The sequence below is a fragment of the Nostoc sp. LEGE 06077 genome, assembly GCF_015207705.1.
Lineage (GTDB): Bacteria > Cyanobacteriota > Cyanobacteriia > Cyanobacteriales > Nostocaceae > Nostoc_B.
Window position 1 is genome coordinate 144,861 of the sequence record NZ_JADEWI010000010.1, and the last position, 24,521, is coordinate 169,381.

Genomic DNA, 24,521 nt, shown 5'->3' on the forward strand with positions numbered 1-24,521 from the left:
CTCCCTTGCGGAAGCAGCTGTTTTTTATTTAAGTGACTACAGAGTATTAGTAATCGAAGTCGCCGCCGCCCATACCAGCGCCAGCAGCAGGAGCAGAATCTTTGGGTTCTGGCTTGTCAACAACGATACATTCGGTTGTCAATACCATACCCGCGATAGAAGCAGCGTTTTGCAGTGCAGAACGAGTTACTTTCGCGGGGTCAACGATACCAGCTGCCAACATATCAACGAATTCGTTGGTAGCAGCGTTGAAACCAACGTTGAATTCTTTTTCTTTAACGCGTTCAGCAATGACAGCGCCATTTTGACCTGCATTTTCAGCAATTCTCTTCAGAGGTGCTGGTAATGCACGAGAGACAATCAAAGCACCAGTCAACTCTTCATCTTTGAGATTAGCCTTAGCCCACTCTTCTAGTTGAGGAGCGAGGTGAGCCAGAGTTGTACCACCACCAGGAACGATACCTTCTTCTACCGCAGCTTTAGTAGCGTTGATAGCGTCTTCTAGGCGGAGTTTTTTGTCTTTCATTTCGGTTTCGGTGGCTGCACCAACTTTGACTACAGCTACACCACCAGCCAATTTAGCTAGACGCTCTTGTAATTTTTCTTTGTCGTAGGAAGATTCGGTTTCGTCCATTTGACGACGAATTTGTTCGATACGAGCTTTAACGCCAGCTTCGTTACCTTCGGCAACAATTGTAGTGTTGTCTTTGGTGATAGTGATGCGGCGAGCTTTGCCTAAACCATCAAGCTTGGTGTTTTCTAGCTTCAGACCAGCATCTTCGGTGATGAGTTGACCACCAGTGAGGATAGCGATGTCTTCTAGCATAGCTTTGCGGCGATCGCCAAATCCAGGCGCTTTTACAGCAGCTACGTTCAGCACACCACGCAGGCGGTTAACAACCAAGGTTGCCAAAGCTTCTTTTTCAATATCTTCAGCAATAATTACCAAGGGCTTACCTTGACGGGCAACTTGCTCAAGAACAGGTACTAAATCTTGTACTAAAGCGATTTTCTTATCTGTTAGCAGTAAGTAAGGATCATCAAATACTGCTTCCATCCGCTCAGGATCGGTTGCGAAGTAAGGAGAGATGTAGCCTTTGTCAAAGCGCATCCCTTCGGTGATTTCCAATTCGGTGGTCATGGATTTCCCTTCTTCTAGGGAAATTACGCCTTCTTTACCCACCTTGTCCATTGCTTGGGCAATCATCTGACCGACTTCATCGTCGTTACCGGCAGAGATAGAACCAACTTGAGCAATAGCTTTGGAATCTTCTACAGGACGAGCGTGTTCGGCAATTTTTTCTACCAAGAAGTTGGTAGCTTTATCAATACCGCGCTTTAGCAGGATGGCGTTAGCGCCAGCTGCCACGTTCCGTAAGCCTTCTTTAACAATTGCATGAGCCAATACGGTCGCGGTTGTCGTACCATCACCCGCAGCGTCATTGGTTTTAGAAGCAGCTTGGCGAATTAATGCAACGCCAGTGTTTTCAACGTGGTCTTCTAATTCAATTTCTTTGGCAATGGTCACACCGTCGTTGACGATTTGAGGTGCGCCAAATTTTTTCTCTAGAACTACGTTACGACCTTTAGGGCCGAGGGTTACAGCTACAGCCTCAGCTAAGATGTCCATGCCTCGCTCTAGAGCGCGACGTGCGTTTTCGTTGTAAATAATGCGCTTTGCCATAGTTGTTAATCTTCCTGTGTTATTTGTTCTCTGTCATTTGGCTTTTGTCATTTGTCCAGGGACTATTGACTTTTGACCATTGACTTTCGACTAAGCAACCACTGCTAAAATGTCTTTTTCTGAAAGCAGTACATATTCATCGGTGCCGAGTTTAACGTCTGTGCCAGCGTACTTGGAGTACAGCACTTTGTCGCCAACTTTGACTTCCAACTCTTGACGACTACCGTCTTCGTTACGCTTGCCAGGGCCAAGAGCAACCACTTCCCCTACCTGGGGCTTTTCTTTGGCGGTGTCGGGTAAATATAGACCACCGGCGGTCTTTTCTTCCGAGGCGCTTACTTTCACGAAAACGCGATCGCCCAAAGGTTTAACTGTAGATACGCTTAAAGATACAGCTGCCATAAAATTTTTTCTCCAGAGTTAGCACTCTCAACTCCTGAGTGCTAATTTACCGAAGAAAAGCCTGCAATGGCAACATTTTCTGATGTACGGGTTCCCGAACTGTTGTAAGAAAGCAGGGGAGCAAGGGAGCGGAGGGGCGGAGGAGAAGACTTACTATAAAAATTTCTCTTTGCTCATTGCACACTACTCCCCATCTCCTCTGCACCCCTGCCCCTCTGCTCATTTCCCCACTCCCCAACTCTCAGTAATCGGAAGTTCACGTAAGTATAAGTACCTAATTGAGTTTAATTTTCTGATTTTCATCCGTAAGTTACGAATATTCTTATATGGTCAACTTTATTTGCAAAGCTTGGAAATTGTTATAGAACAGTAAACAGGGAGCTGCTATTGAGTAACAATACCAAGATTCAAAAAACCATCACATCGACAAAGGCATTAAATATGTAGACAACAAGAGAACCTTAAGCAATTGTGTAAAAATTTTAGGAATTGCCAAAAATCAGCAACATATTTTTATGTATGCTGACCACACGGTTACTAACTCCGGTTAACAGCAAGTTAGTGAATAGTTCTGGGAAGGCTTCAATTAGCTACTTCAAGAACTAAAATTTGATTAAGAGCTACGAAAGTTTACCCCTCTGCATCTTGACAATTCAAGACAATTGCTTGCCACTTTGTTGTTCTACACAGATAATGGTTGTCTGCTCGGATGGTGGTGTCTGGTATCACCAAGCAAATTTGCAAGTCCTACAGCGGATCATCCAAACATACTTGATCGGCATCATGGTGGTAGAAGAATTTGCATTTTTAACCCATCTTTGCCGGAAATTCCCCTACTTGCTTGTTAACATCTGATAAGGCTTCACATCCGCAGGATATAGTAAAGCAGTAAGCTGATGAAAGTGCGAGTTGTTATAAAGCTAGGGTCATCTGAAGCCAATACTTACTTGTGAATGGCAGAGGATTATTATTTAATCAGTGTTTTTTCACCCGCCACTTTCAAAGCGATATATAATAGCGCATTATAATTACTACTGCTCTACGTATCCTTACCGGACTTTTGCCGATGAGCTAGTGGTCTTAAATAAGGTGACAACCGCTTTTGAGACTTCGAGGAAGCAAAGGCAAGTTAAGTGGGAAAAAAGACAACATCTCGATAAATCCACCATATTAAGGATAACCATTCAAAACCTTGATGGACCGAAGCGCGACAAGTGCCACTGCTATGAAAGAGCCCAGCATGAAAGATCACAAACGCCTTCTACTGATTGATGACGACCCTAACCTCATCTTGCTGGTGAAGGATTACTTGGAATTTAGAGGATACGAAGTCGTCACAGCTGAAAATGGACGTGAAGCTCTGGAAATTCTAGAGCATGACGTTCCAGATATGATCATCTGTGACGTAATGATGCCGGAAATGGACGGTTACACTTTTGTAGAACAAGTCCGGCAAAACGAACGCACTAGTTGGATTCCCGTTCTGTTTTTGTCAGCCAAAGGACAAAGTGCAGACCGAGTGAAAGGTTTAAACAAAGGTGCTGATGTCTATATGGTCAAGCCCTTCGAACCAGAAGAACTCGTTGCCCAAGTAGAATCTTCGCTCAAACAAACCATCCGTTGGAAGGAACACCAAGCCAAAGGCGGAGAAAACGGTTCCCGCATTCAAGTTCCCTTCGATGTACAGTTAACCCCAACCGAACTGAAAGTAGTCCAGTTCGTAGCTAGGGGTTTAGCGAACCGAGAAATAGCTGAAGAATTAAATGTTAGTCAGCGTACTGTTGAAAGCCATGTGTCCAATATGTTGGGCAAAACCAATCTCCATAACCGCACTGAATTAGCGCGGTGGGCGATTGAGAATCAAATGGCTTAAAAAGTTTTCAGCATTCAGCCGTCAGCTTTTGACTGTTTCACTGACCGCTGATAGCTGAAAGCTGGCTTGAGAGGTATAGAGGCTAGAGGCTAGGGATGAGGGAGTAGTATTTTTACTCAGCACTTTTCCCCGGTGGCAAAGCTGCTTTGCGCCAGTTAGAAAAGAAAGCCGCTAAATCCTGATGAAATGCGCCAATCTCAGCAGTATCGCACCCCATCGAAAAATCCAGTCATCCCAGGATAAGTGACTTCAGCAATTATTAATGCCTAATAGTTATTGAATGCACGGGACAAATGACATGATTGCATCTACCCTCCTTGGGGTAATCCAATTTTGGATTTTAAATTTTAGATTTTGGATTGGGAATTGTTGTCTGCGTCTAAATTCTTTCAATCCATATATCGAAATCATTTCCTAAATTGGTAGAATTCATGATTTTTATCCTGTGCTGTGGAAGATAGTTCTTTGTGACGCGTATTAGTGCTAAGACCTAACAAGAGCGCGAAAAAAGTGAATCCTGCAAGTAATCCACTGCATCACTCTACCCTAATATTAAAAGCGATCGCCCTAACATCACCAGTGCGATCGCTTTTAGTTTAAATAATCGTGATTCTCGCACGGAAGCGCATATTTTATCAAGTTTTACAACACTTGACATTTTTGAACTTACTTGATCATCATTTTGGGCAAACTAATATCAGAATTTGTCAAGATTGTGGTGATAAAATCATGGCTTCAGTAAGTGTTCCTGGATATAAAGTCAGCGAAGAACTCTACCTAGGTTCTAGAACAAAAGTTTATCGAGGATATCGAGAAACCGATCAAAAACCTGTAGTGATTAAGCTGCTGAGAAATGCTTATCCCAGTTTCCATGAACTCTTGTCGTTTCGCAATCAATATACTATTGCCAAAAATCTCAACTCACCTTCGATTGTTCAAACCTATAGCCTCGAACCTTTCCAAAATGGCTATATGTTAGTCATGGAAGACTTTGGGGGAATTTCTCTTAAAGAATGGGGAGTAGAGAGAACCTTACACGAGTTTTTAGAAATAGCGATCGCTTTGTGCGATACCTTAGATATACTCTACCGCGAGCGCATCATTCATAAAGATATTAAACCCGCCAATATATTAATTAATCCCGAAACCAAGCAAGTTAAATTAATCGACTTTAGCATTGCATCTTTACTACCACGAGAAACCCAAACACTAGTCAATCCGAATGTTTTAGAAGGGACATTAGCTTATATTTCTCCTGAACAAACAGGGAGAATGAATCGTGGGATTGACTATCGCACAGACTTCTACTCGCTCGGTGTAACTTTTTATGAATTACTTACAGGAAAGTTACCTTTTGCATCAAATGACCCAATGGAGTTGGTACACGCTCATTTAGCAAAACTCCCAGAAAGATTGAGTAATCCCAAAACAGAACTTCCTTCAGTTCTGGGTGAGATTGTCATGAAATTGATCGCAAAAAATGCTGAAGATAGATATCAAAGTGCATTAGGATTAAAGTTCGACTTAGAGAATTGTTTACAGCAGCTAGAAGCAACTGGTGAAATTAAATCCTTTGAAATTGCACAGCGTGATGTGTGCGATCGCTTCCTCATTCCTGATAAAATTTATGGACGAGAAACTGAAGTTGAAACCCTGCTGCAAGCATTTGATCGAGTCAGTCTTGGCGCAACAGAAATGATGCTTGTTGCTGGGTTTTCCGGGATTGGTAAAACAGCTGTTGTCAACGAAGTACATAAACCAATTGTCAGACAACGCGGCTATTTTATCAAAGGCAAATATGACCAATTTGGGCGAAATATTCCCTTCAGTGCTTTTGTGCAAGCATTCCGGGATTTAATGGAGCAATTATTAACAGAAAGCGATGTCCAAATTCAGCAATGGAAAACTAAAATCTTAGATGCTGTTGGTGAAAATGGTCAAGTAATTATTGAAGTAATTCCCGAACTTTCAAGAATTATTGGCGAACAACCATCAGCAATAGAGTTATCAGGAACGGCGGCAGAAAATCGCTTTAATTTATTATTCCAAAAGTTTACGCAAGTCTTTACCAGTGCATCACATCCCTTAGTAATGTTTTTAGATGACTTGCAATGGGCAGATTCGGCATCGCTGAAGTTAATGCAGCTATTAATGGCTGATACAAGTCATCTTTTTATTATCGGCGCATATCGTGATAATGAAGTCAATCCAGCACATCCATTGATGTTGACTTTAAATGAAATTGCGAAATCACAAGCAAAGATTAATACGATTACTTTAGCACCACTGAGTCAAGTGCAAGTCAATAAGTTAGTGGCTGACACGCTCAAATGTTCAGAAGATGTAGCATGGCATCTTTCTGTATTGATTTATCAAAAAACTAAAGGAAATCCGTTTTTTGCCACACAGTTCCTCAAAGCACTGCATCAAGATGGATTAATTCAATTTGACTTTGAAATCGGCTGTTGGCAATGCAATTTATCAGAAGTGACGGCTCAAGCAGTTACAGATGATGTTGTAACTTTTATGAGTTGGCAATTGCAAAAATTACCGCGATCAACTCAAGATGTCTTGCAGTTAGCTGCTTGTATTGGCAACTCTTTTGATTTAGCAACTTTGGCGATTGTTTCGCAGCAATCAGAAATTGAAACTGCTGCGGCTTTGTGGAAAGCTTTGCAAGAAGGATTGATTTTACCAATTGGTGATGTTTATAAATTTTATGTCGGGCAAGAAAATCAAGCAGGTACATCGGAAAATCAACTGATTGTTACATACAAATTCTTACATGACCGAGTACAGCAAGCAGCTTATTCCCTGATTCCTGATGACCAAAAACAGACGACTCATTACCAAATCGGACAACTGCTGCTACAACAGATTTCCGCACAAGCAAGAGAAGACCGGATTTTTGAAATCGTCAATCAATTAAATTATGGCACGGCTTTAATTAGCGAACAAACTCAACGAGATGAACTAGCACAACTTAATTTAATTGCATCTCGCAAAGCCAAAAATTCCACCGCCTATCAAGCAGCGCATGAATATATCATAGTGGGATTATCTTTATTGGGAGAAAATACTTGGCGGCAGCAGTATGAAATGACCCTCGCCTTGCATGAATTAGCGGCAGAAGTAGCACTGCTAAATGGTAATTTTGAGGCGATGGAACAGTTCATTGATACTGTCATTGAACAGGCACATTCTTTATTAGAAAAGGTTAATGTTTACTGCATTAGAATTCAATCTCATATTTTCCAAAGTAAATTGACTTGTGCGATCGCGATCGCTCAACCAGTCTTACAACAGCTTGGTGCCACTTTTCCTGAAACACCCACACCATCAGATTGGCAACAAGAAATCAAAGAGATTGAGCAACTGATTGGAGATAGGCAAATTGCCGATTTGGTTAACTTGCCACAGATGCGGGATGCTGAAAAACTCGCTATTCTGAAGATTTGCAATATCATCAGCCCAGCAGCTTACCTTACTGGTTCACCGTTGTACCCATTGCTGAATACTTTGTCCGTTAAACTCTCGATTCAGTACGGCAACACATCGAATTCTACTTTTGGCTATGTGAACTATGGCAATATTCTCTGCAATTTCTTTCAAATCGTGGATACAGGAACGCAGTTTGGTTCTCTGGCACTCCAGATTATCTCAAAACTCGATGCCAAAGCCACTAAAACAGAGGTTTTGATGATTTTGGGGGTATTTATTGTACACCGCAAATCTCACATTAAAGAAACACTACCCCTCTTGCAAGAAGGTTACACCAGTGCCTTAGAATTTGGAAACCTGGTACTTGCTGGATATAATGGACACACTTTTTGTCTCAATTCTTTTTGGTGTAATCAACCCCTGGCTACCTTAGAGCAGGATATTAGCGCCTACTGCCATAGTTTGATGCAAATAAATCAATTGACAACCGCAAATTATTGTCGGATTTATTGGCAACCGGTTTTAAATCTGCTGGGTTTTGCAGAACATACCACCTTTTTGTCTGGAAAAGCCCTTGAAGAAACAGAATTTCGACCGCAGCTACAGTCTACCAATGATGGATATGGACTGTATATTTTCCATTTATATAAATTAATGCTTTGTTTTTTGTTTGGAGAAATTGAGCCAGCGAAAAATCATGCTATTGAAGTCAGGCGCTATTTTATGGCTGGTGCGGGATTAGTCAGCGAACCAGTATTTTATCTTTATGATTCTCTGCTGACTTTGGCACAATTGAATCCAGAATTAGACGAAACATCAGCAGCATTACAGAGTGTCACAGAAAACCAAACCCGGTTACAGCAATGGGCGCATCATGCACCCATGAATCACCAGCATAAATTGGATTTGGTAGAGGCAGAAAAATACCGAGTATTAGGCAAGAATTATGCAGCAGGAGATTATTACGATCGCGCTATTTCTCTTGCTAAGGCCAACAGCTACATCCAAGAAGAAGCCTTAGCTAACGAACTGGCAGCTAAATTCTACCTGGGCTGGGGTAAAACCAAAGTTGCCGCAGTCCATATGCAAGAAGCCTACTATTGTTATGCCAAATGGGGTGCAAAAGCCAAAGTTGCCGATTTAGAAAAACGCTATACCCAACTCCTTGCCCCCATATTACAGCAAACTCGTTCGACCCTCTCAATTAACGAAACCATCATCACCTTGGGGACTGTCACCTCCACCAGTGGAGCCACTTCTAACACCAGTCTCTCAAATACCTTAGATTTAAAAGCGATTCTCAAAGCTTCCCATACTATTTCCGGTGAAATCGAACTGGAAAAGCTACTTTCATCGTTACTGAAAATCGTCATCGAAAATGCCGGGGCTAATAAATGCGTGTTAATGCTGTTGCGAGACTCGCGCCTGCTAATTAAAGGCTCAATTACTCAGGGAACACAGCCAGTGGTGTTGCAGAGAATACCTGTTGAAGATAGTCAAGATATTCCTCACAAGCTAATTTATAAAGTCAAGCACAACAATCAAACTGTTGTCCTGGTGGATGCGACAGCAGATCCCACCTTAGCCAACGATCCCTATATTGTTCGCCAACAACCTCGTAGTATTTTGTGTAGCCCGATTTTGCATCAAGGCAAGTTGATCGGAATTTTATATTTAGAGAATAATTTAGTCACAGGCGCATTTACAAGCGATCGCGTTGAACTCCTCAATCTACTTTGCGCTCAAGCCGCAATTTCTCTAGAAAATGCCCGACTTTATGAAAATTCCCAAAACTATGCTCAACAATTGACACAATCTCTCACGCAATTGCAGGCTAATGAAATCCGCTTTCAAAATTTAGCAAATAATATTCCGGGTATGGTGTACCAATTCCATCTGGCTGCGGATGGTTCCACTTCTACACCCTACGTTAGTTCTGGCTGTTGGGACTTGTATGAGTTAGATCCGGAGTTGGTGATGGCGGGGATACATAATCTTTCTACAATGCACCATTCTGACGATCACGCAGCAATGATAGAAGCCCTCACCTACTCTGCACAAAACCTCACACCTTTTGAACAAGAATGTCGCCTTGTCATGTCTTCGGGAAGGGTGAAATGGGCGCAATTTGCTTCTCGGCCAACGCGACGAGCCGATGGAGTAACTGTATGGGATGGGGTAGTAATTGATATAAGCGATCGCAAACAAGCAGAACTTGCCCTGCAACAAGCGCAATTACAAATTATCCAAAGTGAGAAAATGTCTGCTTTGGGTAACTTAGTTGCGGGTGTTGCTCATGAAATGAATAATCCTTTAGGTTTTATTGCTGCTAGTATCAAACAAGCTCAACCCACCATTGCTGATATTTTTGCACACTTAAAACTCTATCAAGAAACTTTTCCAAACAAGAGTGAAGAAATCGAAGACCATGCCGAATCAATTGACTTGGAATACAGCTTAGAAGACTTGCCCAAAATACTTGATTCCATGACTTTGGCGTGCAACAGGCTGAAAAATATCAGCACCAGTTTACGTACTTTCTCTCGTGCTGATCGCGATTACAAAGTGCCATTTAATATTCACGAAGGTATAGATAGCACCATTCTCATTCTCAAACATCGCCTCAAAGCTAACGAACAACGTCCGGCGATTCAAGTTGTCACTAACTACGGTAATTTACCTCAAATTGAATGTTTTCCTGGACAATTAAATCAGGTGTTTATGAATATTCTTGCTAATGCTATTGATGCTTTAGAGGACTCGGATAATGGACGAAACTTGGCAGATATTCAAGCCAATCCCAACCGAATTACTATTACTACTGACCTAGCAGATAATTTCGTGAAGATGAAGATTGCTGATAATGCTAAAGGAATGAGCGAAGAAATTAAACAAAAGATATTTGACAATTTATTTACTACGAAAGCTGTCGGAAAAGGTACGGGGTTGGGATTAGCGATCGCTCGGCAAATCGTCGAAGAAACCCACGGTGGCAAATTAACCTGTTACTCTGTTTTAGACAAGGGTACAGAATTTTTAATTGAAATTCCTGTATAAAAAATATACGCCTCCATTGGAGGCGTATATTTATTTGAAAATTCAGCTTAAGCAGCAGGTTCCAACAATTTAATATTCGAGAAAATAAATTCTTGAACATTCAAATGTCCGTTGACTTCGGTGCGAATTTCTCGACGATTGAGGATAAAGTATTTGCCTACTTTTTCATATTCGTCGGTGAATTCACTTCTACCACCTTTTTGTTCGCCAGTCTTAGGATCGTGGTAAACAGAATCATAAGTATGAGACAAGTAACCTTCGCCAGTTTGGTGGCTGCTGAAGGTGTTGATGGTGACGAAAACGCCATGAATTTGACGGTGAACCAGACAAACTTCGTTATTGCGGACTTTATATTTATCGCCAGAACCTTTACCACCAACTAAAATTTCTACTGCATCAGTTAAGTCGCTGTCACCATAGCTAAAGGTGTTTTCGCTGTGGGTGTCTTCAAAACTGCGGCGGATGCGGTGAATAGCAATTTCCCAAGCTTGACCGTGGATGGCCTTTTTTACGGCTTCGTCTTCTACTTCCAGAACTTCCGCCTTGAGATCAGCATTGATGATTACTTTACCTGTAGTAACTTTATCGTCATACTTATAGGTAACATCTGCGGTATAACCGGGGAAATTGTTATCCCATGTGTAACGGTTTTCATAAGCGGCCCGGAAAAGTTCCTGAGCAGAGAGTTTGGTAACTGTCATGTGCTTCTCCTAGCTTATCCAGTGATAATAGCGTTTTATTCTTGCTGGTATTAGCATAGAGGTAATTGTTGAGTAGAGCATAGTCCCCAATGGGGTACACTTTGGGTACACTTATGGCTAATTCTCTTCATGCTGTATTTGGTGCGATCGCTACTGTCCGTAATGAGCAAGAGCTACACCTCACTCTCAAGGATAAAATTAGCGAGCATTTTGGCGTACAGCATTGGGGTATCTATCTTTTAGATGACCAAGCAGCAACAGAAATTAATATTCCGGCTATTCCTTCTGTATGTTTAGAGGGAAACCCTGTTGGACGCTATGTAGTTGAGCGTCACGCTCCCGCCCATGAACAATTGCTATTATCACCAGGCGACTGGAAACATTTTTGTTCTCGTTCTGACCACGAGCATGTTATGACTGGGCCAATTGTTTGTGATGGTCAGTTGATTGGTACATTACACTTAGCACGCGATCGCGGACAGCCTGCTTTTGATGGCAATGATTTAGCTGACTTGAGTGCTGTATGCTTGCATTTGTCAGCCAAACTTGCAACTTTAAGAGCTAAACCTGTAACTTCACCTTTAGTTAGTCGCCTCACACCGCGCGAGTTAGAAATCGCTGAGTTGGTGGCGCAAGGTTTAACGAATGCAGAAATTGGGGAAAAACTCTGGATTACGCAAAACTCAGTGAAGCAAGCTTTAAAGCGGATGTTTCGCAAGCTAGAAGTATCAGCACGGGCGGAGATGGTGGCGAAATTACAGGATGTTTTGGTTTCGTAGAGAACGAAGTGCGATCGCCAATAACTAAATACTAATATGACTCGCCCTCTCATTCTTCAACCTGGTACAAGTTATACCTTTAGCAAATATTTTGAATTACCTTATGCGCCAGCCGATATTCTTGCAGAATTTGATTTTAAATATGAACGCAAGCGGCTGGACTTACCAAGATATGCAGATAAAGTTAATTGTTTAGAATTTTTGACCGGCTATTTGCAAAGAAATTTAACTTACGTTAACCCAATTAGTGAAACTGCAAGACGAGAAGTATTAATTGCTCCTACACTAGAATCTTCTAGCTTTAAATTCTCGCTCCCGTAAATTTTGTAATGTAAAATTTACGTTTTCTTCGTAAGGAACAAAATAGTGCCAAGGTTCAGCGCCCATTTTATATTTAATTCATATTTACAAAAATGTGAATTCGAGAAGTCTTTTTTGACCTCTCCCCAACCCCTCTCCGACGCGGAGAGGGGCTTAAACCACAAGCAAAAACTAGGCTTTTTAAGCCTCTCCCCTAAAAGGAGAGAGGTTTGGAGAGAGGTTTTTTCATCTGTTGAACTCATGTTAAAAAATTCTTATTGATAGTTATATCCTAGATTTTGGATGAGTCAATATATTCAATATCTAGCAACAAGCCGCTTTGCGTCTACGCACATAACAAATATAGAAACCACAGGTAAAAGTAACCGTAACCTGTGGTTTTAAATTTAAACTATACGCGAGCTATGGTGACAATTTCTAACTGATCTTGATATTTACCCTGTCTTGTGTCGTAACTAATCGCACAGGGTTCTCCTTCTAAAAAGAGTAGCTGCACTACTCCTTCCGAAGCATATATACGACAGTCAGCACTAGAAGAATTAGAAAATTCTAGAGTTAAATGACCGCGCCACGCAGCTTCCGCGGGCGTTAGGTTCGCAATTATACCGCAACGTGCATACGTGCTTTTACCTATACAAACTACTGTAATATTATCTGGAACCTCTAGCTTTTCTAAAGCAACACCCAATCCATAGCTGTGAGCAGGCAAAATAAAGTAACTGCCATTGACATCTGTATGCAGTGGTGTTGACTCTAAATTGTGGGGATTAAAGTTTTTGGGGTCAACTACAGTTCCCGGTATGTGGCGAAAAATCCGAAACTCAGCCGGAGAGAGGCGAATATCGTAGCCATAGGAAGAAAGACCGTAGCTGATAACGGGTTGAGCATCAACAGATGTCTCTTTCTGCACTTTTCGGATTAAGCTTGGCTCAAAGGGTGAAATCATCCCTTGTTGAGCCATTTCCGTAATCCATTTATCGTTCTTAATCACAAGTTCACAGGTAATTCCAACCGAACTACTAGAATATCGTGAACGGTGTCATTTGTTTAGGGGCGATGGCTGCGGCGAATTTCGGTAATTTGGTCGGCGACATCTAACAGGGATTTGGGCATTTCTGGCCCTGTGAGAATAATATCGATGTGGGGCGGACGTTTTGCCAGAAACTCTAAAACATCAGTTTCGGGAATTAAACCAAAGTTAATGGCTAAACTTAACTCATCTAAAACTACCAGCGAATATTTGCCCTCATAGACTACATTTTGTGTATATTGCCATAATTTTTGTAAAGCTTGATTTTCGGCTTCGTCTAGATGTGGAGTATCGATACAGCGAGGTAAGTCACAGCGAATCCAGTCGAGGTTTTGTCCTAGCTGAATTGGTTTATCTTGTCCTTGGCCGATACCACCTTTGAGAAACTGTACTACTAATACTGATGTGCCTTGACCAGCAATTCTCAAGGATTGAGCCATAACGGTGGTGAAAAAGTTACGGTGAGCGCTAGTGAAAACCTGCACTAGCCCTTCTACTGGATTTGGTAAGGAAAGTATCGAATTGTTGCTGGGAGATTCTAACTGGGCGACCATAGGAAAAATTTAGAAAAGTACAAAAAATAAGGAAAGAAGTTCGGCTGAGAGTTATTGCAAATCTATCTATATGATTAACCTGATTTTGACAAGCGTGTTTTAGGAGTAGGGAATAGGGAAAAATCATCCAAAATCTAAAATCCCATAATTCAAAATTGGTATGGGATATTGACATTTTTGTTTTTTGGATGAAACTAGTCGCAACACCATCGCCAAATTTGGAAGCAATAAATGAAAATAGCCGAGTGTGATCTCAACTCTGTGTTTGGGAAAAACAGAGTTGAATGTTGTGAATTTTACCAGATGGGGAGTGAAATTAAGTGAGATTAGTGATTCTGGGAGGTTCAGGATCAGGTAAAAGCACTCAAGCCCAAAGGCTTGCTAGACACTTTGATATACCTCAGATTTCTACGGGTGAAATTTTACGGGAAGCGATCGCTAACTATAGCGAACTCGGTCGCCATACACAACCCTATGTAGCCAGAGGTGAGTTAGTCCCGGATGAAATGATGATTGAATTAATGCGCCTGCGACTGAAAAAGCTTGATGTCGTTGGTGGTTGGATTTTGGAAGGTTATCCCCGCACAGCCTTTCAATCAGAAGAACTAGATTTTTTATTGGATAGTTTAGGACAAAAATTAGACTGGGCAATTTATTTACAAGTACCGCAAGCCATCATGGTGAGCCGTTCCCTAGGGCGTTCTTTACCAGATGACCAACCCGAAATCGTCCAGCGTCGTGTGGAAATTTTTTACGATCGCACTATCCCCATTTTAGAATACTACGACCGTCGCCGCCGCCTGTTAACAATCAATGGTGATCAAGCACCTGATATGGTAGAGCAACATATCCTTAAGCTGCTTATGAGTGCTGAGTGCTGAGTCAAAAGATAAAATTTCCGACTTCATACTTCAACTTCACACTTCAAGCAGTATTCTAGATGAAAATGGTGAGGCAATCCAATGGCATGGCAGCGTCCCGACGGCAGACAACCTTATGAACTTCGTCCTGTAAGCTTTCAGTCTGGGTTTACTCGCTTTGCGCCTGGTTCGGTGCTGGCTAAATGTGGTGATACTCAGGTACTTTGTAATGTCAGCATCAATGAGGGAGTGCCAAGATTTTTAAACGGGAGTGGTAAAGGTTGGTTAACGGCTGAGTACCGAATGTTACCCGCAGCTACACAGCAGCGCCAAGAACGGGAATTGTTAAAGCTGTCTGGGAGGACTCAAGAAATTCAACGTTTGATTGGACGCAGCTTAAGGGCAACAATCGATTTTGCGGCGTTGGGAGAACGGACAATAACTGTGGATGCTGATGTGTTGCAAGCGGATGCAGGAACGAGAACCACAGCTATTACAGGTGGTTTTGTCGCCTTAGCGCAGGCAATTTCCCAATTATTACAGCGGGGGGTATTAGAGCGATCGCCTTTATCTGGACAAGTGGCAGCAATTTCTGTAGGTTTATTAGAAGGTGAGCCATATTTAGATTTAAACTACCCAGAAGACGTAGCAGCTACAGTAGATTTCAACGTCGTTATGGATCATCATCTGGGCATAATTGAAGTGCAGGGAACGGCGGAAGAAGGTAGTTTTAGCCGTACACAGTTAAATCAACTGCTTGATTGTGCCGAAAAAGGCATTCAACAATTATTAATTGCCCAACGTGAGGCTATTCCTGATTGGGAAACTCTTTTTGAAGTGTGAAGTGTGAGAGGTTATTTATAAAGTAAATATTAAGTAGGGTGTGTTACGGCTATACAAAGATTTTGGAACTTAAGAGAGTGAAAATTAGCCGTAACGCACCATTTTTCTCTAGATACTGAAGAACCATTAATTCAAACATCTATTAAAGATATGCTGGCTATATTTATAGATAAAAATTGGAGTTTTCAGAAAGGAAATTGAGCCTTTGAATGATATCGTGTTCGGTCTTTTTACTCAAACGTTGAGGTTCAAAGGCTAAAAGGTGAGCCTTTGAGGTTGAACGTTGAGGTTCAAAGGGTAAAAGTTGAGCCTTTGAGATTAAACGTTGAGGTTCAAAGGGTGAAAGTTGAGCCTTTGAGGTTAAATGTTGAGGTTCAAAGGGTGAAAGTTGAGCCTTTGAGGTTGAACGTCGAGGTTCAAAGGGTAAAAGTTGAGCCTTTGAGGGTGAAGTGTCAGGAAATTTTGTGGAATTTTCTCACGCAGAGGCGCACACTTCGACTCCCTTCTCCTGTCAGAGACGCTGCGCGAACGACTTCGCTCGGTACAAGTTGCTCAGTAACCAGAGACGCAGAGAGGAGGGTTTTTAGTTTTTTTACAACAGCTTTGCGAAAAGTGCGGAAGACGGCATGATTTACTTAACAGTAATCAGTGAACAGTCAACAGTTATCAGCAATATATTTTAAAGTCCCGCATTGCTAAAAAGTGGTATTTAACCAGAGTCGAATCCCCAACTAAAACCCTGATAACTGTTCCCTGATAACTGATAACTGACCTATATAAGCTTGTGAGTTGAGTGTGAAAAAGTTATTCAGTGTGAAGAGTGCTGCGGGTATTTGTCTCGCACCTTGGATGATGGCGGGTGTGATGACAACAGGGTTAATGTTGAGTGTGTCAGTTAAAGCGATCGCCCAACAGCAAACTCCTATATACTCAGCAGAGGAGCAAGCAGCCTTAGAACAAGCCCAAGAACTTAATCAACAGGTAGGAAAGTTATACCAAGCAGGAAAATACGCTACTGCTACCCCTTTAGCAGAACGCGTCTTGGCTATCCGCGAGAAGGTGCTGGGTAAGGAACACCCATTAGTTGCCAATAGCTTGAATAATTTGGCGGAACTGTATCGATTACAGGGAAAATATTCACAAGCAGAACCACTATATTTCCGCGCTTTGGCAATTTCTGAAAAGGTGCGGGGAAGAGAAGATCCCAATGTCGCTATTGCTTTAAATAATTTAGCTTTACTGTATCAAGAACAGGGAAAATATCAACAAGCGGAACCATTGTATCTCCGTTCTCTGGCTATTTATCAGAAGGCACAAGGGCAAGAATCTCCTGATGTTGCCAATAGCTTGAATAACTTGGCTGAACTGTATCTATTACAGGGAAAATATCAAGCAGCAGAACCATTGTATCTGCGATCGCTGGCTATTTATGAAAAGGTACTTGGTAAAGAACATCGTTATGTCGCTGAAAGCTTAAATAATTTAGCCTTACTCTACAAAGAACAAGGCAATTATCAACAGGCAGAAGTATTGTATCTTCGCTCTTTGGAAATTTATGCAAATGTTCTGGGTAAGGAACATCCTGATGTTGCTCAAAGCTTGAATAATTTAGCGGAACTGTATCGTGAACAAAGTAAATATCAACAAGCAGAGCAATTATATTTGCTTTCTCTAGCTATCAGAGAGAAAGTCTTAGGTAAAGAACATCCGCAGATTGCCCAAAGCTTAAATAATTTGGCTGCACTCTATCGCGCCCAAGGTAAATATCAACAAGCGGAACCATTATATCTCCGCGCTTTGGCTATTTATGAGCAGGTATTTGGTCACGAGCATCGTAATTTTGCTCAAATATTACATAACTTAGCTGAACTCTATCAAATACAAAGAAATTATCAACAAGCAGAACCATTGCACCTCCGCGCTTTAGCTATTTATGAGCAGGTACTTGGTAAAGAACATCCATTAATTGCCTTGAGTTTGAACAATTTGGCTTTACTCTACTCAGCCAAGGGTGATCATAATCGTGCGATTGATTTCTCACGTCGTGGGCTAGAAATTGAAGCAAAAAATCTCAATTTGATTTTTGCAGTCGGCTCAGAACAAAGAAAACAGAGTTACGTGAGAACTTTTCGGGGGACAACTAACACCGCCATTTCCCTATCCCTGCAAGAAACACCAAAAAATTCAACCGCCGCATCTCTAGCCTTAACAACTGTACTGCGGCGCAAAGGACTGGTGTTAGATGCTGTAGCTGATAGCATCCAAATACTCCGCATTCAACTAGACAAAAACCCCGAAACTCAAAAGTTATTTACTCAATGGCTGCAAATACAACAGCAACTCTCCGCATTAGTATTTTCTGAATCAACAAAACAAACTGCTAACCTGAAACCTCAACTAGAACAACTAGAAGCAGAAAAAGCCAAACTAGAAGCAGCTATTAGTAATAAAAGTGCTGAATTCCGTGAGCAAACGCAACCAGTAAAATTAGCCAGCATTCAAGCTAAAATCCCCAAGAATGCCGTCTTGGTAGAGATTGTGCAGTATCGGCCGTTCAATGCTAAATCGGTGAAAGATGTCCCAACGTGGGGAAAAGCGCGTTATGCGGCGGCGGTGTTACGTTCTACTGGTAAACCCTCATGGGTTGATTTAGGTGAAGCCGCAGAGATTGATCAATTAGCTGTTGATTTCCGGGTAGAGTTAGCTACAGGAAGGTCATTCAACAAACTCGCCCGGACTTTAGAAGAGAAATTAATCGCACCTATCCGTCCTTTATTGGGTGATGCGCGGCATATTTTGATTTCTCCTGATGGGCAATTAACATTAATTCCCTTTGAAGCCTTAAAGGATCAGCAAGATAAATTCTTGATTCAGAGTTACGCTTTTTCTTACCTCACCAGTGGCAGAGATTTGTTACGCTTTCAAGCAAATAATAAGAATGCTTCTGCGCCTGTGGTGTTGGCAGATATTGACTACGATAATCAAACCTCAACGGGAGGAACTGCAAAAACAACAGGTATGCGTAGTTCCCAAAACCTGCGCTCTGGTGATTTAGCTAATTTAGAATTTGAAGCTTTAACTGCTACTAAAGATGAAGCCTTAGCTATTAAAAATGTTTTACCCAAGGCAAAATTAGTCTTAGGTAAAGATGCGACAGAAACCGCAGTCAAACAAATAAAAAGTCCAAGCATTTTACACTTGGCTACGCATGGTTTCTTCATCACTGATGTGGAACAAAACCTCAACGCATCATCAGATTTAGAGTTAACACCGAGTCAACCAAATATTTTACAAGTAGAAAATCCCTTATTGCGTTCTGGTTTAGCTCTAGCTGGTGCAAACAAACGCAATCAAGCCACCCCAGGAAATGATGATGGTGTGTTGACAGCCTTGGAAGTGGCTGGGTTAGATTTGCGTTCTAATCAGTTAGTTGTGTTGTCGGCTTGTGAAACTGGTAAGGGTGATGTGAAAGTTGGCGATGGTGTGTATGGTTTACGTCGGGCTTTGGTAATTGCTGGTTCCCAATCTCAGGTTTTGAGTTTGTGGTTGGTGGATGATGCGGCAACAAAGGATTTAATGGTGAAGTATTATCAAAATTTGCAGACGGGGAAGGGAAGACATGAAGCTTTGCGTGCTGCACAGTTGGATTTGCTCAATAGTCAAGAATATCAGCATCCCAGATTTTGGGCAGCGTTTCTTCCTTCTGGGGATTGGACTCCGTTGAGTAATGTTGCAGGTGATAGGTGACAGATGACAGTTGACAGTTGACAGGTGATAGGTGATAGGTGATAGGTGATAGGTGATAGGTGATAGGTCAATACGGTTCAGTTAAGAAAATAAATTAATTGCTACACATAAAACAGATCTATTTTTTGGAGGGGGTTTGGGGGACGCAACCGTCACCCATTCGGGGGTTTGGGGGATTCTCCCCCAAGTCTTGGTTCTTCTGAGATCGATAAGCTGACAACCTTAACTGAACCGTATTGGGTTATAGGTTACAACTGGCAGATCATATTTTGTACTGGTCAGTTTCTCCACCCATACACCCTTAAATCCTTCCTCCTTCGCAGTTAGTACCACTGACTACTGACAACAGAACATGAAAGATGATAACGGTAAATGAGGTTAATTTATGGCTATTTAAATCATGATGTTAAAAGTTTCAAAAGTTAAAAAGGAGGATTGTCAGAAGTTCGGTATCGTATTGCTGGAAGCAGGCAATGTAATCATCAAGCCATGAATAAACAGGTAGAAATTCTATCAGATCAGTCAGCGCTCGTGGCGCGATCGCTGGAGTTAATTTTATCGAAGTTGGAAACTGCCATTGCCCAACGAGGGCAATTTACGATTGCTCTATCTGGCGGGAGTACACCTAAGCCTTTATATGAAGCGATCGCTACAAAAGATTTGCCTTGGGATAAAATTCACGTTTTTTGGGGCGATGAGCGCTACGTTCCCCCAGATCATCCCGATAGCAATGAATTAATGGCGCGGCGTGCATGGCTAGATAAGGTTAATATTCCAGCCGCCAACATTCACGCCGTCCCTACTTTAGATGCTGATCCAGCCTTATCGGCTGACAAGCATGAGCAGGATTTACGAGAATTTTTTCATACTGCTCCCGGTGAGTTCCCAGCTTTAGATGTCATCTTGCTGGGTATGGGTGATGATGCCCATACTGCATCTTTGTTTCCCCACACAGACGCGCTCAAAGTGAGCGATCGCTTAATTACTGTGGGTAACAAAGACGGAAACCCCCGCATCACCTTCACTTACCCCTTCATCAACGCGGCTCGCAGCGTGATTTTTGTCGTTGCAGGTGCTAATAAACGTCCCGCTTTAGCCAAAGTCTTTGCCCCCCAAGCCGATGACTTTAGCTACCCATCTCGCTTAATTCGCCCCCAAGGAGAGCTTTGGTGGCTCCTAGATGCTGCGGCTGGGGCGGAATTACCAACCTAAAAGTCAAAAGGTAAAAGTAAAAAGGTAAAAGGTAAAAGACTCTATTCTTTTTACTTTTGCTTTTTACTTTTTAACTTCCTAAAGAGTAGTTGTTAAAATCGAAAGCTAGAATCGCCCCCTTGCAAAACTGCCGATTGGTGGAAGCAGAAACTTCTACAGAGTTCTTTCTGCTTACCAGTACTATCTAACGCTGATCTTCAACAAAGGCTTAAATCAATGATCGTCTGCCCGAATTGCAATCATCCCAATCCCAACGGCGCTGTCCAGTGTGAAGCTTGCTATACGCCTTTACCAGCGACTAGTAACTGTCCCAACTGCGGAGCAACGGTACAGGCTGATGCTGCTTTCTGCGGTCAATGTGGCTTTAATCTGCACTCCGCTGCTGCACCTGCTCCTGTTGCTGCTACAGTTGCACCCGAAATTCCTGTACAAGCACCACCATTAGTTACACCAGATCCACTATTAGATCTTTTACAACCAGACGCTTTAGGAATTAACCAACAGCCTGTAGCTGTACCACCAACAGCAGTATCTGAAAGCACACCCCCAGATCCAGCACCTACTGTCGCGCCTGAACCTGTAGCTGTTGAGGCCGCGATTCCTAGCTCACCGCCCGAACTGGAACCTGTTCTCGAACCAGAACCAGAACCGACTCCAGTAGCAGCGGCTCCCGCAGGCGTATCAAGAACTCAGTTGCAACAAGTCACCGCGCGAGTGGTTCATATTCAAAGCGATCGCGAAATTGAATTACCCCAAAGTCTTTCGGTAATTCACATCGGCAAGCCAAATGACCGTATTCCCCCTGATATCGATGTTTCCGGGTTTAGTAATTCAGAAATTGTCTCTCGGATACACGCAGATATTCGGGTTGAGGCAGATGCTTACTATGTAGAAGATGTTGGTAGTTCCAATGGCACTTATATTAACAACTTGCCATTATTACCAGGGAACAGACACCGCCTCCGCCCAGGCGATCGCATCAGCCTCGGTAAAGGTGATTTGGTCACATTTATCTTTCAACTAACTTAAAAATAGGGAACAGGGAACAGGGAACAGGGAAAGAATGATTCTCACTCCTGCCTCCTGTCTCCTGCCTTCTATCTCCTTAGATTAGGATGGATGAAAATACACTCCACTAACTGGGGTAATTACATTCAGGAAAGTGCGCTATGCAGGAACCAAAAAAACATTTTGAAACCTTGCTCTCTACAGAAGCCCCACCAGAAGTAGAACGTATGGGGTTAAATTGGTTAGTCGCAGCGGCGATCGCCACGGCTGTGTTGTGGCAAGTTCCCGGCGGCGATTATATTTTATACCCGTTCACTATCCTGGCAACTTGGTTTCATGAAATGGGACACGGTTTGATGGCGCTGGTATTAGGGGGACAGTTTCAAAAGTTAGAAATTTTTAGCAATGGTTCCGGTGTAGCTACTTATCGGATTGCTACTTCACTCGGCCCCATTGGCCCCGGTTTAGTCGCCGCCGCCGGGCCAATGGGGCCGCCAATTGCTGGTGCTGCTTTGATTTTGGCTTCTCGCAGTTTTAAAGCAGCATCCCTGAGTTTAAAAATTTTAGGCGGTTTTCTGCTACTTTCTACATTAATTTGGGTACGTTCTTGGTTTGGCTTGTTGGCAGTTCCTTTATTAGGTTTAATTATTCTGGGTATGGCGTTAAAAGCGCCTCGTTGGATGCAGGGTTTTGCTATTCAATTTTTGGGTGTCCAAGCTTGTGTGAGTACCTATCACCAACTCAATTATTTATTTAGTTATAGTGCTGGCTATTTAGGGCTATCTGATACAGCCCAGATGCAAAGATATTTACTTTTACCTTATTGGTTTTGGGGCGGATTGATGGTGATCGCTTCTTTGGTAATCTTGATTCAAAGTCTCCGCGTTGCCTATCGTTCAGCGTAAAAGAATATGCAGATTAGCGATCGCCCTTTAGCAGTCAAAAATTCTACTGCCGATGAAGAATAATTTTTTAGGGCGATCGCATTATGTATGAAAATTAGTAAGTTCACTGCTGGTAAGTTCGGTTCATCTGGCTACTCGTTTTGTAGGTAAGTAATTAAAATCAGCCACCGTAAGGTATGAGATTTTTTGTTGTTTTTTGTATGTGACAACATAGACTTATAATTAATGCTTTTAAAATTAATAAAATAATTATAATTTTAGTTATTATCGGAGGTGACAAGTCTTTATGGTGAACAGTACAAATATATTCCGTTCTGGTGTGAATCGAAGAGAAGCAGAAAATATTATTCATAAATTCTTAAACAATAAAGACTATAAAGTATTAGCTGTCAAAGGAAAATGGGGTATTGGAAAAACCCATCTAGTACGAAATTTTTTATATGAACATCGAAATAACTATTATTTGTATGCTTCTGTTTTTGGGATTTCTTCAATTGAACACTTGAAAGCAAGAATAGTTGCTAATTACTAGAAAAATATCAATCCTGAACCAATTAAGAATGTTGTTGAGTTTTTCAACCGCAACTCTGGAAGATTAGAAAAAACTCCAAAACTCGACCTTGGATTATCAGGTTCATTACTTGCTATGGGTGGTGATTTATTGCTTGAGATATTTTTTAATTTAAACATAAATGATAATTCAATTATATGTATTGACGATCTTGAAAGAAAATCTCAGCTTCCACTAGATGAAATACTTGGCTTTGTTGAATATCTAGTTCAGGAATTAAAATGTAAAATCATTTTAATTTATAGTGATGATAATCTAGAACAAGCTTCCAAAGACATCTTACAGACTTATAGGGAAAAAGTAATTGATAGAGAATTTACGCTTGCTCCAACAGTAGAAGAAAACTTAGATTTTATCTTTAAAGATCATCCTGATAAAGAGGCAATAAAATCAGTTTTTCTAAAGACTCGTACAAACAACATTCGCATTCTTCGTAAAACTAGATGGCTGATTGATGAGCTTAGTCCTTTAATAAAGGATTGGCAGACTAGTTTACGTAATCAAGTTATAAGAAATAGTATTGTTATTAATTTAGTAACAATGGATACAGAATTTTGCAAAACTTCTTCTATTACTATAGACAGCATATTATCTTTAACAGACTCTTCAAAATACAAAAATAACGACGGTTTTGAAGAACAAATCCAACTTATACAAAAATTATTTTATCTAGGATATAACTCTCTAGAAATTGATGAGATTATAATTAATTCAGTTGAAAGCTCGCTGTCTAATTATGATGAAATAGAGTTTATTAAAAGAGGAAAAATTCTTAATGATAGAGAGGAAAAAAATCAAGTTATTGAAAAATTGCGTAATCTTGGCAAGCCGTATTATAATTCATTTGGAAATTCCGAACAAGAAATGAGTGAGGAAATTATAAATTTTCTCGAAGAGAATAATCTATATTTAAGTATTTCTGAATTTGAACAAGTTGAACAAGTTGCTTCAATTATAGAACTTGATATTAGCCAATATGAAAGAGCTTTATTAGAACATAAACTAAAAAATAATGACCCTCACTATTTTAATGATTTAAATATATTTAGAGCTAAATTGCGTAAATATCCTGAATTAGAGGTATATCTAGAAGAACAAAAGAATCAATATCTGCAAACCTTAGATATCACCACAGCAATAAAAAATATAATCAGTAATAATTCCCTTTCAATATCTCCTTGGGAGAAGGAAAATGTTGAATTTATAAACAACTGTACTGTTGAGCAATATACTCAATGGCTTGAACAAGGTGATACTGATTTATCTGATATGGTTAAAAAGTTTTTGAATTTCGGGTTAACTGCATCTCAAAAGTTAGAGCAAGCTATTCGTATATTAGCTAAAAAGAGTAAATTAAATAAAATTAGAGCTAAGTTTCTTTACAATATAGATATAGATAATCTACCTAAGTAAGCCGTGGTGAAAATTTACAACTATGTAACAAGCAATTAAGTAGAAGAATTAGAGTTAAATTTTACACGTTGTGTACTATAGTTTCTTTTTTCTCCTCTTGTTTGAACTCCATTAATGACC

17 protein-coding genes are annotated in these 24,521 nt (G+C 41.2%); 12 read left to right on the forward strand and 5 right to left on the reverse strand.

Annotation, left to right across the window (positions count from 1 at the left end; translation table 11 throughout):
* Nucleotides 1-46 precede the first annotated feature (46 nt).
* Both groL and groES read right to left on the reverse strand, forming a co-directional pair.
* Nucleotides 47-1,684 (reverse strand): chaperonin GroEL, encoded by a 1,638-nt coding sequence (groL, locus tag IQ244_RS10030; protein ID WP_193892964.1) that lies wholly within the window; start codon nt 1,682-1,684, stop codon nt 47-49.
* A gap of 90 nt (nt 1,685-1,774) precedes the next feature.
* Nucleotides 1,775-2,086 carry a co-chaperone GroES gene (gene groES / locus IQ244_RS10035; RefSeq protein WP_015113912.1) on the reverse strand — a complete coding sequence of 104 codons (312 nt, stop codon included), beginning with the start codon at nt 2,084-2,086 and terminating at the stop codon, nt 1,775-1,777.
* A gap of 1,195 nt (nt 2,087-3,281) precedes the next feature.
* Here groES and IQ244_RS10040 point away from each other — a divergent pair.
* Together IQ244_RS10040 and IQ244_RS10045 are read left to right on the forward strand one after the other, a co-directional pair.
* On the forward strand, nt 3,282-3,959 hold the full coding sequence (locus IQ244_RS10040; protein ID WP_015113911.1) for a response regulator transcription factor: 678 nt from the start codon (nt 3,282-3,284) through the stop codon (nt 3,957-3,959).
* A gap of 729 nt (nt 3,960-4,688) precedes the next feature.
* Nucleotides 4,689-10,457 (forward strand): ATP-binding sensor histidine kinase, encoded by a 5,769-nt coding sequence (locus IQ244_RS10045; protein WP_193892966.1) that lies wholly within the window; start codon nt 4,689-4,691, stop codon nt 10,455-10,457.
* 47 nt (nt 10,458-10,504) lie between these two features.
* On the opposite strand, the gene IQ244_RS10050 is transcribed toward IQ244_RS10045, so the two are convergent.
* A complete protein-coding gene (locus tag IQ244_RS10050) occupies nt 10,505-11,158 on the reverse strand; it encodes a DUF3386 domain-containing protein (RefSeq protein ID WP_193892969.1) in 654 nt (217 codons plus the stop codon).
* A 113-nt stretch (nt 11,159-11,271) separates the two neighbouring features.
* Here IQ244_RS10050 and IQ244_RS10055 point away from each other — a divergent pair, with 113 nt between their 5' ends.
* Nucleotides 11,272-11,937 carry a helix-turn-helix transcriptional regulator gene (locus tag IQ244_RS10055; RefSeq protein WP_193892972.1) on the forward strand — a complete coding sequence of 222 codons (666 nt, stop codon included), beginning with the start codon at nt 11,272-11,274 and terminating at the stop codon, nt 11,935-11,937.
* Between the two features lie 36 nt (nt 11,938-11,973).
* Complete coding sequence (locus IQ244_RS10060) at nt 11,974-12,258, forward strand: hypothetical protein (RefSeq protein ID WP_228058833.1); 285 nt, start codon at nt 11,974-11,976, stop codon at nt 12,256-12,258.
* Nucleotides 12,259-12,649: 391 nt separating this feature from the next.
* Here the strand turns inward: IQ244_RS10060 and dcd are convergent, their stop codons facing one another.
* Entirely contained in the window at nt 12,650-13,249 is a 600-nt protein-coding gene (gene dcd / locus IQ244_RS10065; protein WP_193892975.1) for a dCTP deaminase, read from the reverse strand.
* Nucleotides 13,250-13,305: 56 nt separating this feature from the next.
* Complete coding sequence (locus tag IQ244_RS10070) at nt 13,306-13,842, reverse strand: P-loop NTPase family protein (RefSeq protein WP_193892977.1); 537 nt, start codon at nt 13,840-13,842, stop codon at nt 13,306-13,308.
* A 320-nt stretch (nt 13,843-14,162) separates the two neighbouring features.
* Here IQ244_RS10070 and IQ244_RS10075 point away from each other — a divergent pair, with 320 nt between their 5' ends.
* From IQ244_RS10075 to IQ244_RS10110, 8 genes are all read left to right on the forward strand, one after another.
* Nucleotides 14,163-14,723: an adenylate kinase family protein gene (locus tag IQ244_RS10075; protein WP_193892981.1), complete on the forward strand. Its 561-nt coding sequence runs from the start codon at nt 14,163-14,165 to the stop codon at nt 14,721-14,723.
* Nucleotides 14,724-14,804: 81 nt separating this feature from the next.
* The gene (gene rph, locus IQ244_RS10080; RefSeq protein ID WP_193892984.1) at nt 14,805-15,545 is read left to right on the forward strand and encodes a ribonuclease PH; all 741 of its coding nucleotides are present in this window, start codon (nt 14,805-14,807) and stop codon (nt 15,543-15,545) included.
* Nucleotides 15,546-16,340: 795 nt separating this feature from the next.
* Complete coding sequence (locus IQ244_RS10085; protein WP_322746046.1) at nt 16,341-19,292, forward strand: DUF2225 domain-containing protein; 2,952 nt, start codon at nt 16,341-16,343, stop codon at nt 19,290-19,292.
* A 489-nt stretch (nt 19,293-19,781) separates the two neighbouring features.
* A complete protein-coding gene (gene pgl / locus IQ244_RS10090) occupies nt 19,782-20,504 on the forward strand; it encodes a 6-phosphogluconolactonase (RefSeq protein ID WP_193893026.1) in 723 nt (240 codons plus the stop codon).
* Nucleotides 20,505-20,720: 216 nt separating this feature from the next.
* Nucleotides 20,721-21,533 (forward strand): FHA domain-containing protein, encoded by an 813-nt coding sequence (locus IQ244_RS10095; RefSeq protein ID WP_193892987.1) that lies wholly within the window; start codon nt 20,721-20,723, stop codon nt 21,531-21,533.
* A gap of 140 nt (nt 21,534-21,673) precedes the next feature.
* Nucleotides 21,674-22,417 (forward strand): M50 family metallopeptidase, encoded by a 744-nt coding sequence (locus IQ244_RS10100; RefSeq protein WP_193892991.1) that lies wholly within the window; start codon nt 21,674-21,676, stop codon nt 22,415-22,417.
* Between the two features lie 286 nt (nt 22,418-22,703).
* On the forward strand, nt 22,704-22,949 hold the full coding sequence (locus IQ244_RS10105; RefSeq protein WP_193892994.1) for a P-loop NTPase fold protein: 246 nt from the start codon (nt 22,704-22,706) through the stop codon (nt 22,947-22,949).
* Nucleotides 22,950-23,063: 114 nt separating this feature from the next.
* The gene (locus IQ244_RS10110; protein WP_193892997.1) at nt 23,064-24,401 is read left to right on the forward strand and encodes a P-loop NTPase fold protein; all 1,338 of its coding nucleotides are present in this window, start codon (nt 23,064-23,066) and stop codon (nt 24,399-24,401) included.
* Nucleotides 24,402-24,521 lie beyond the last annotated feature (120 nt).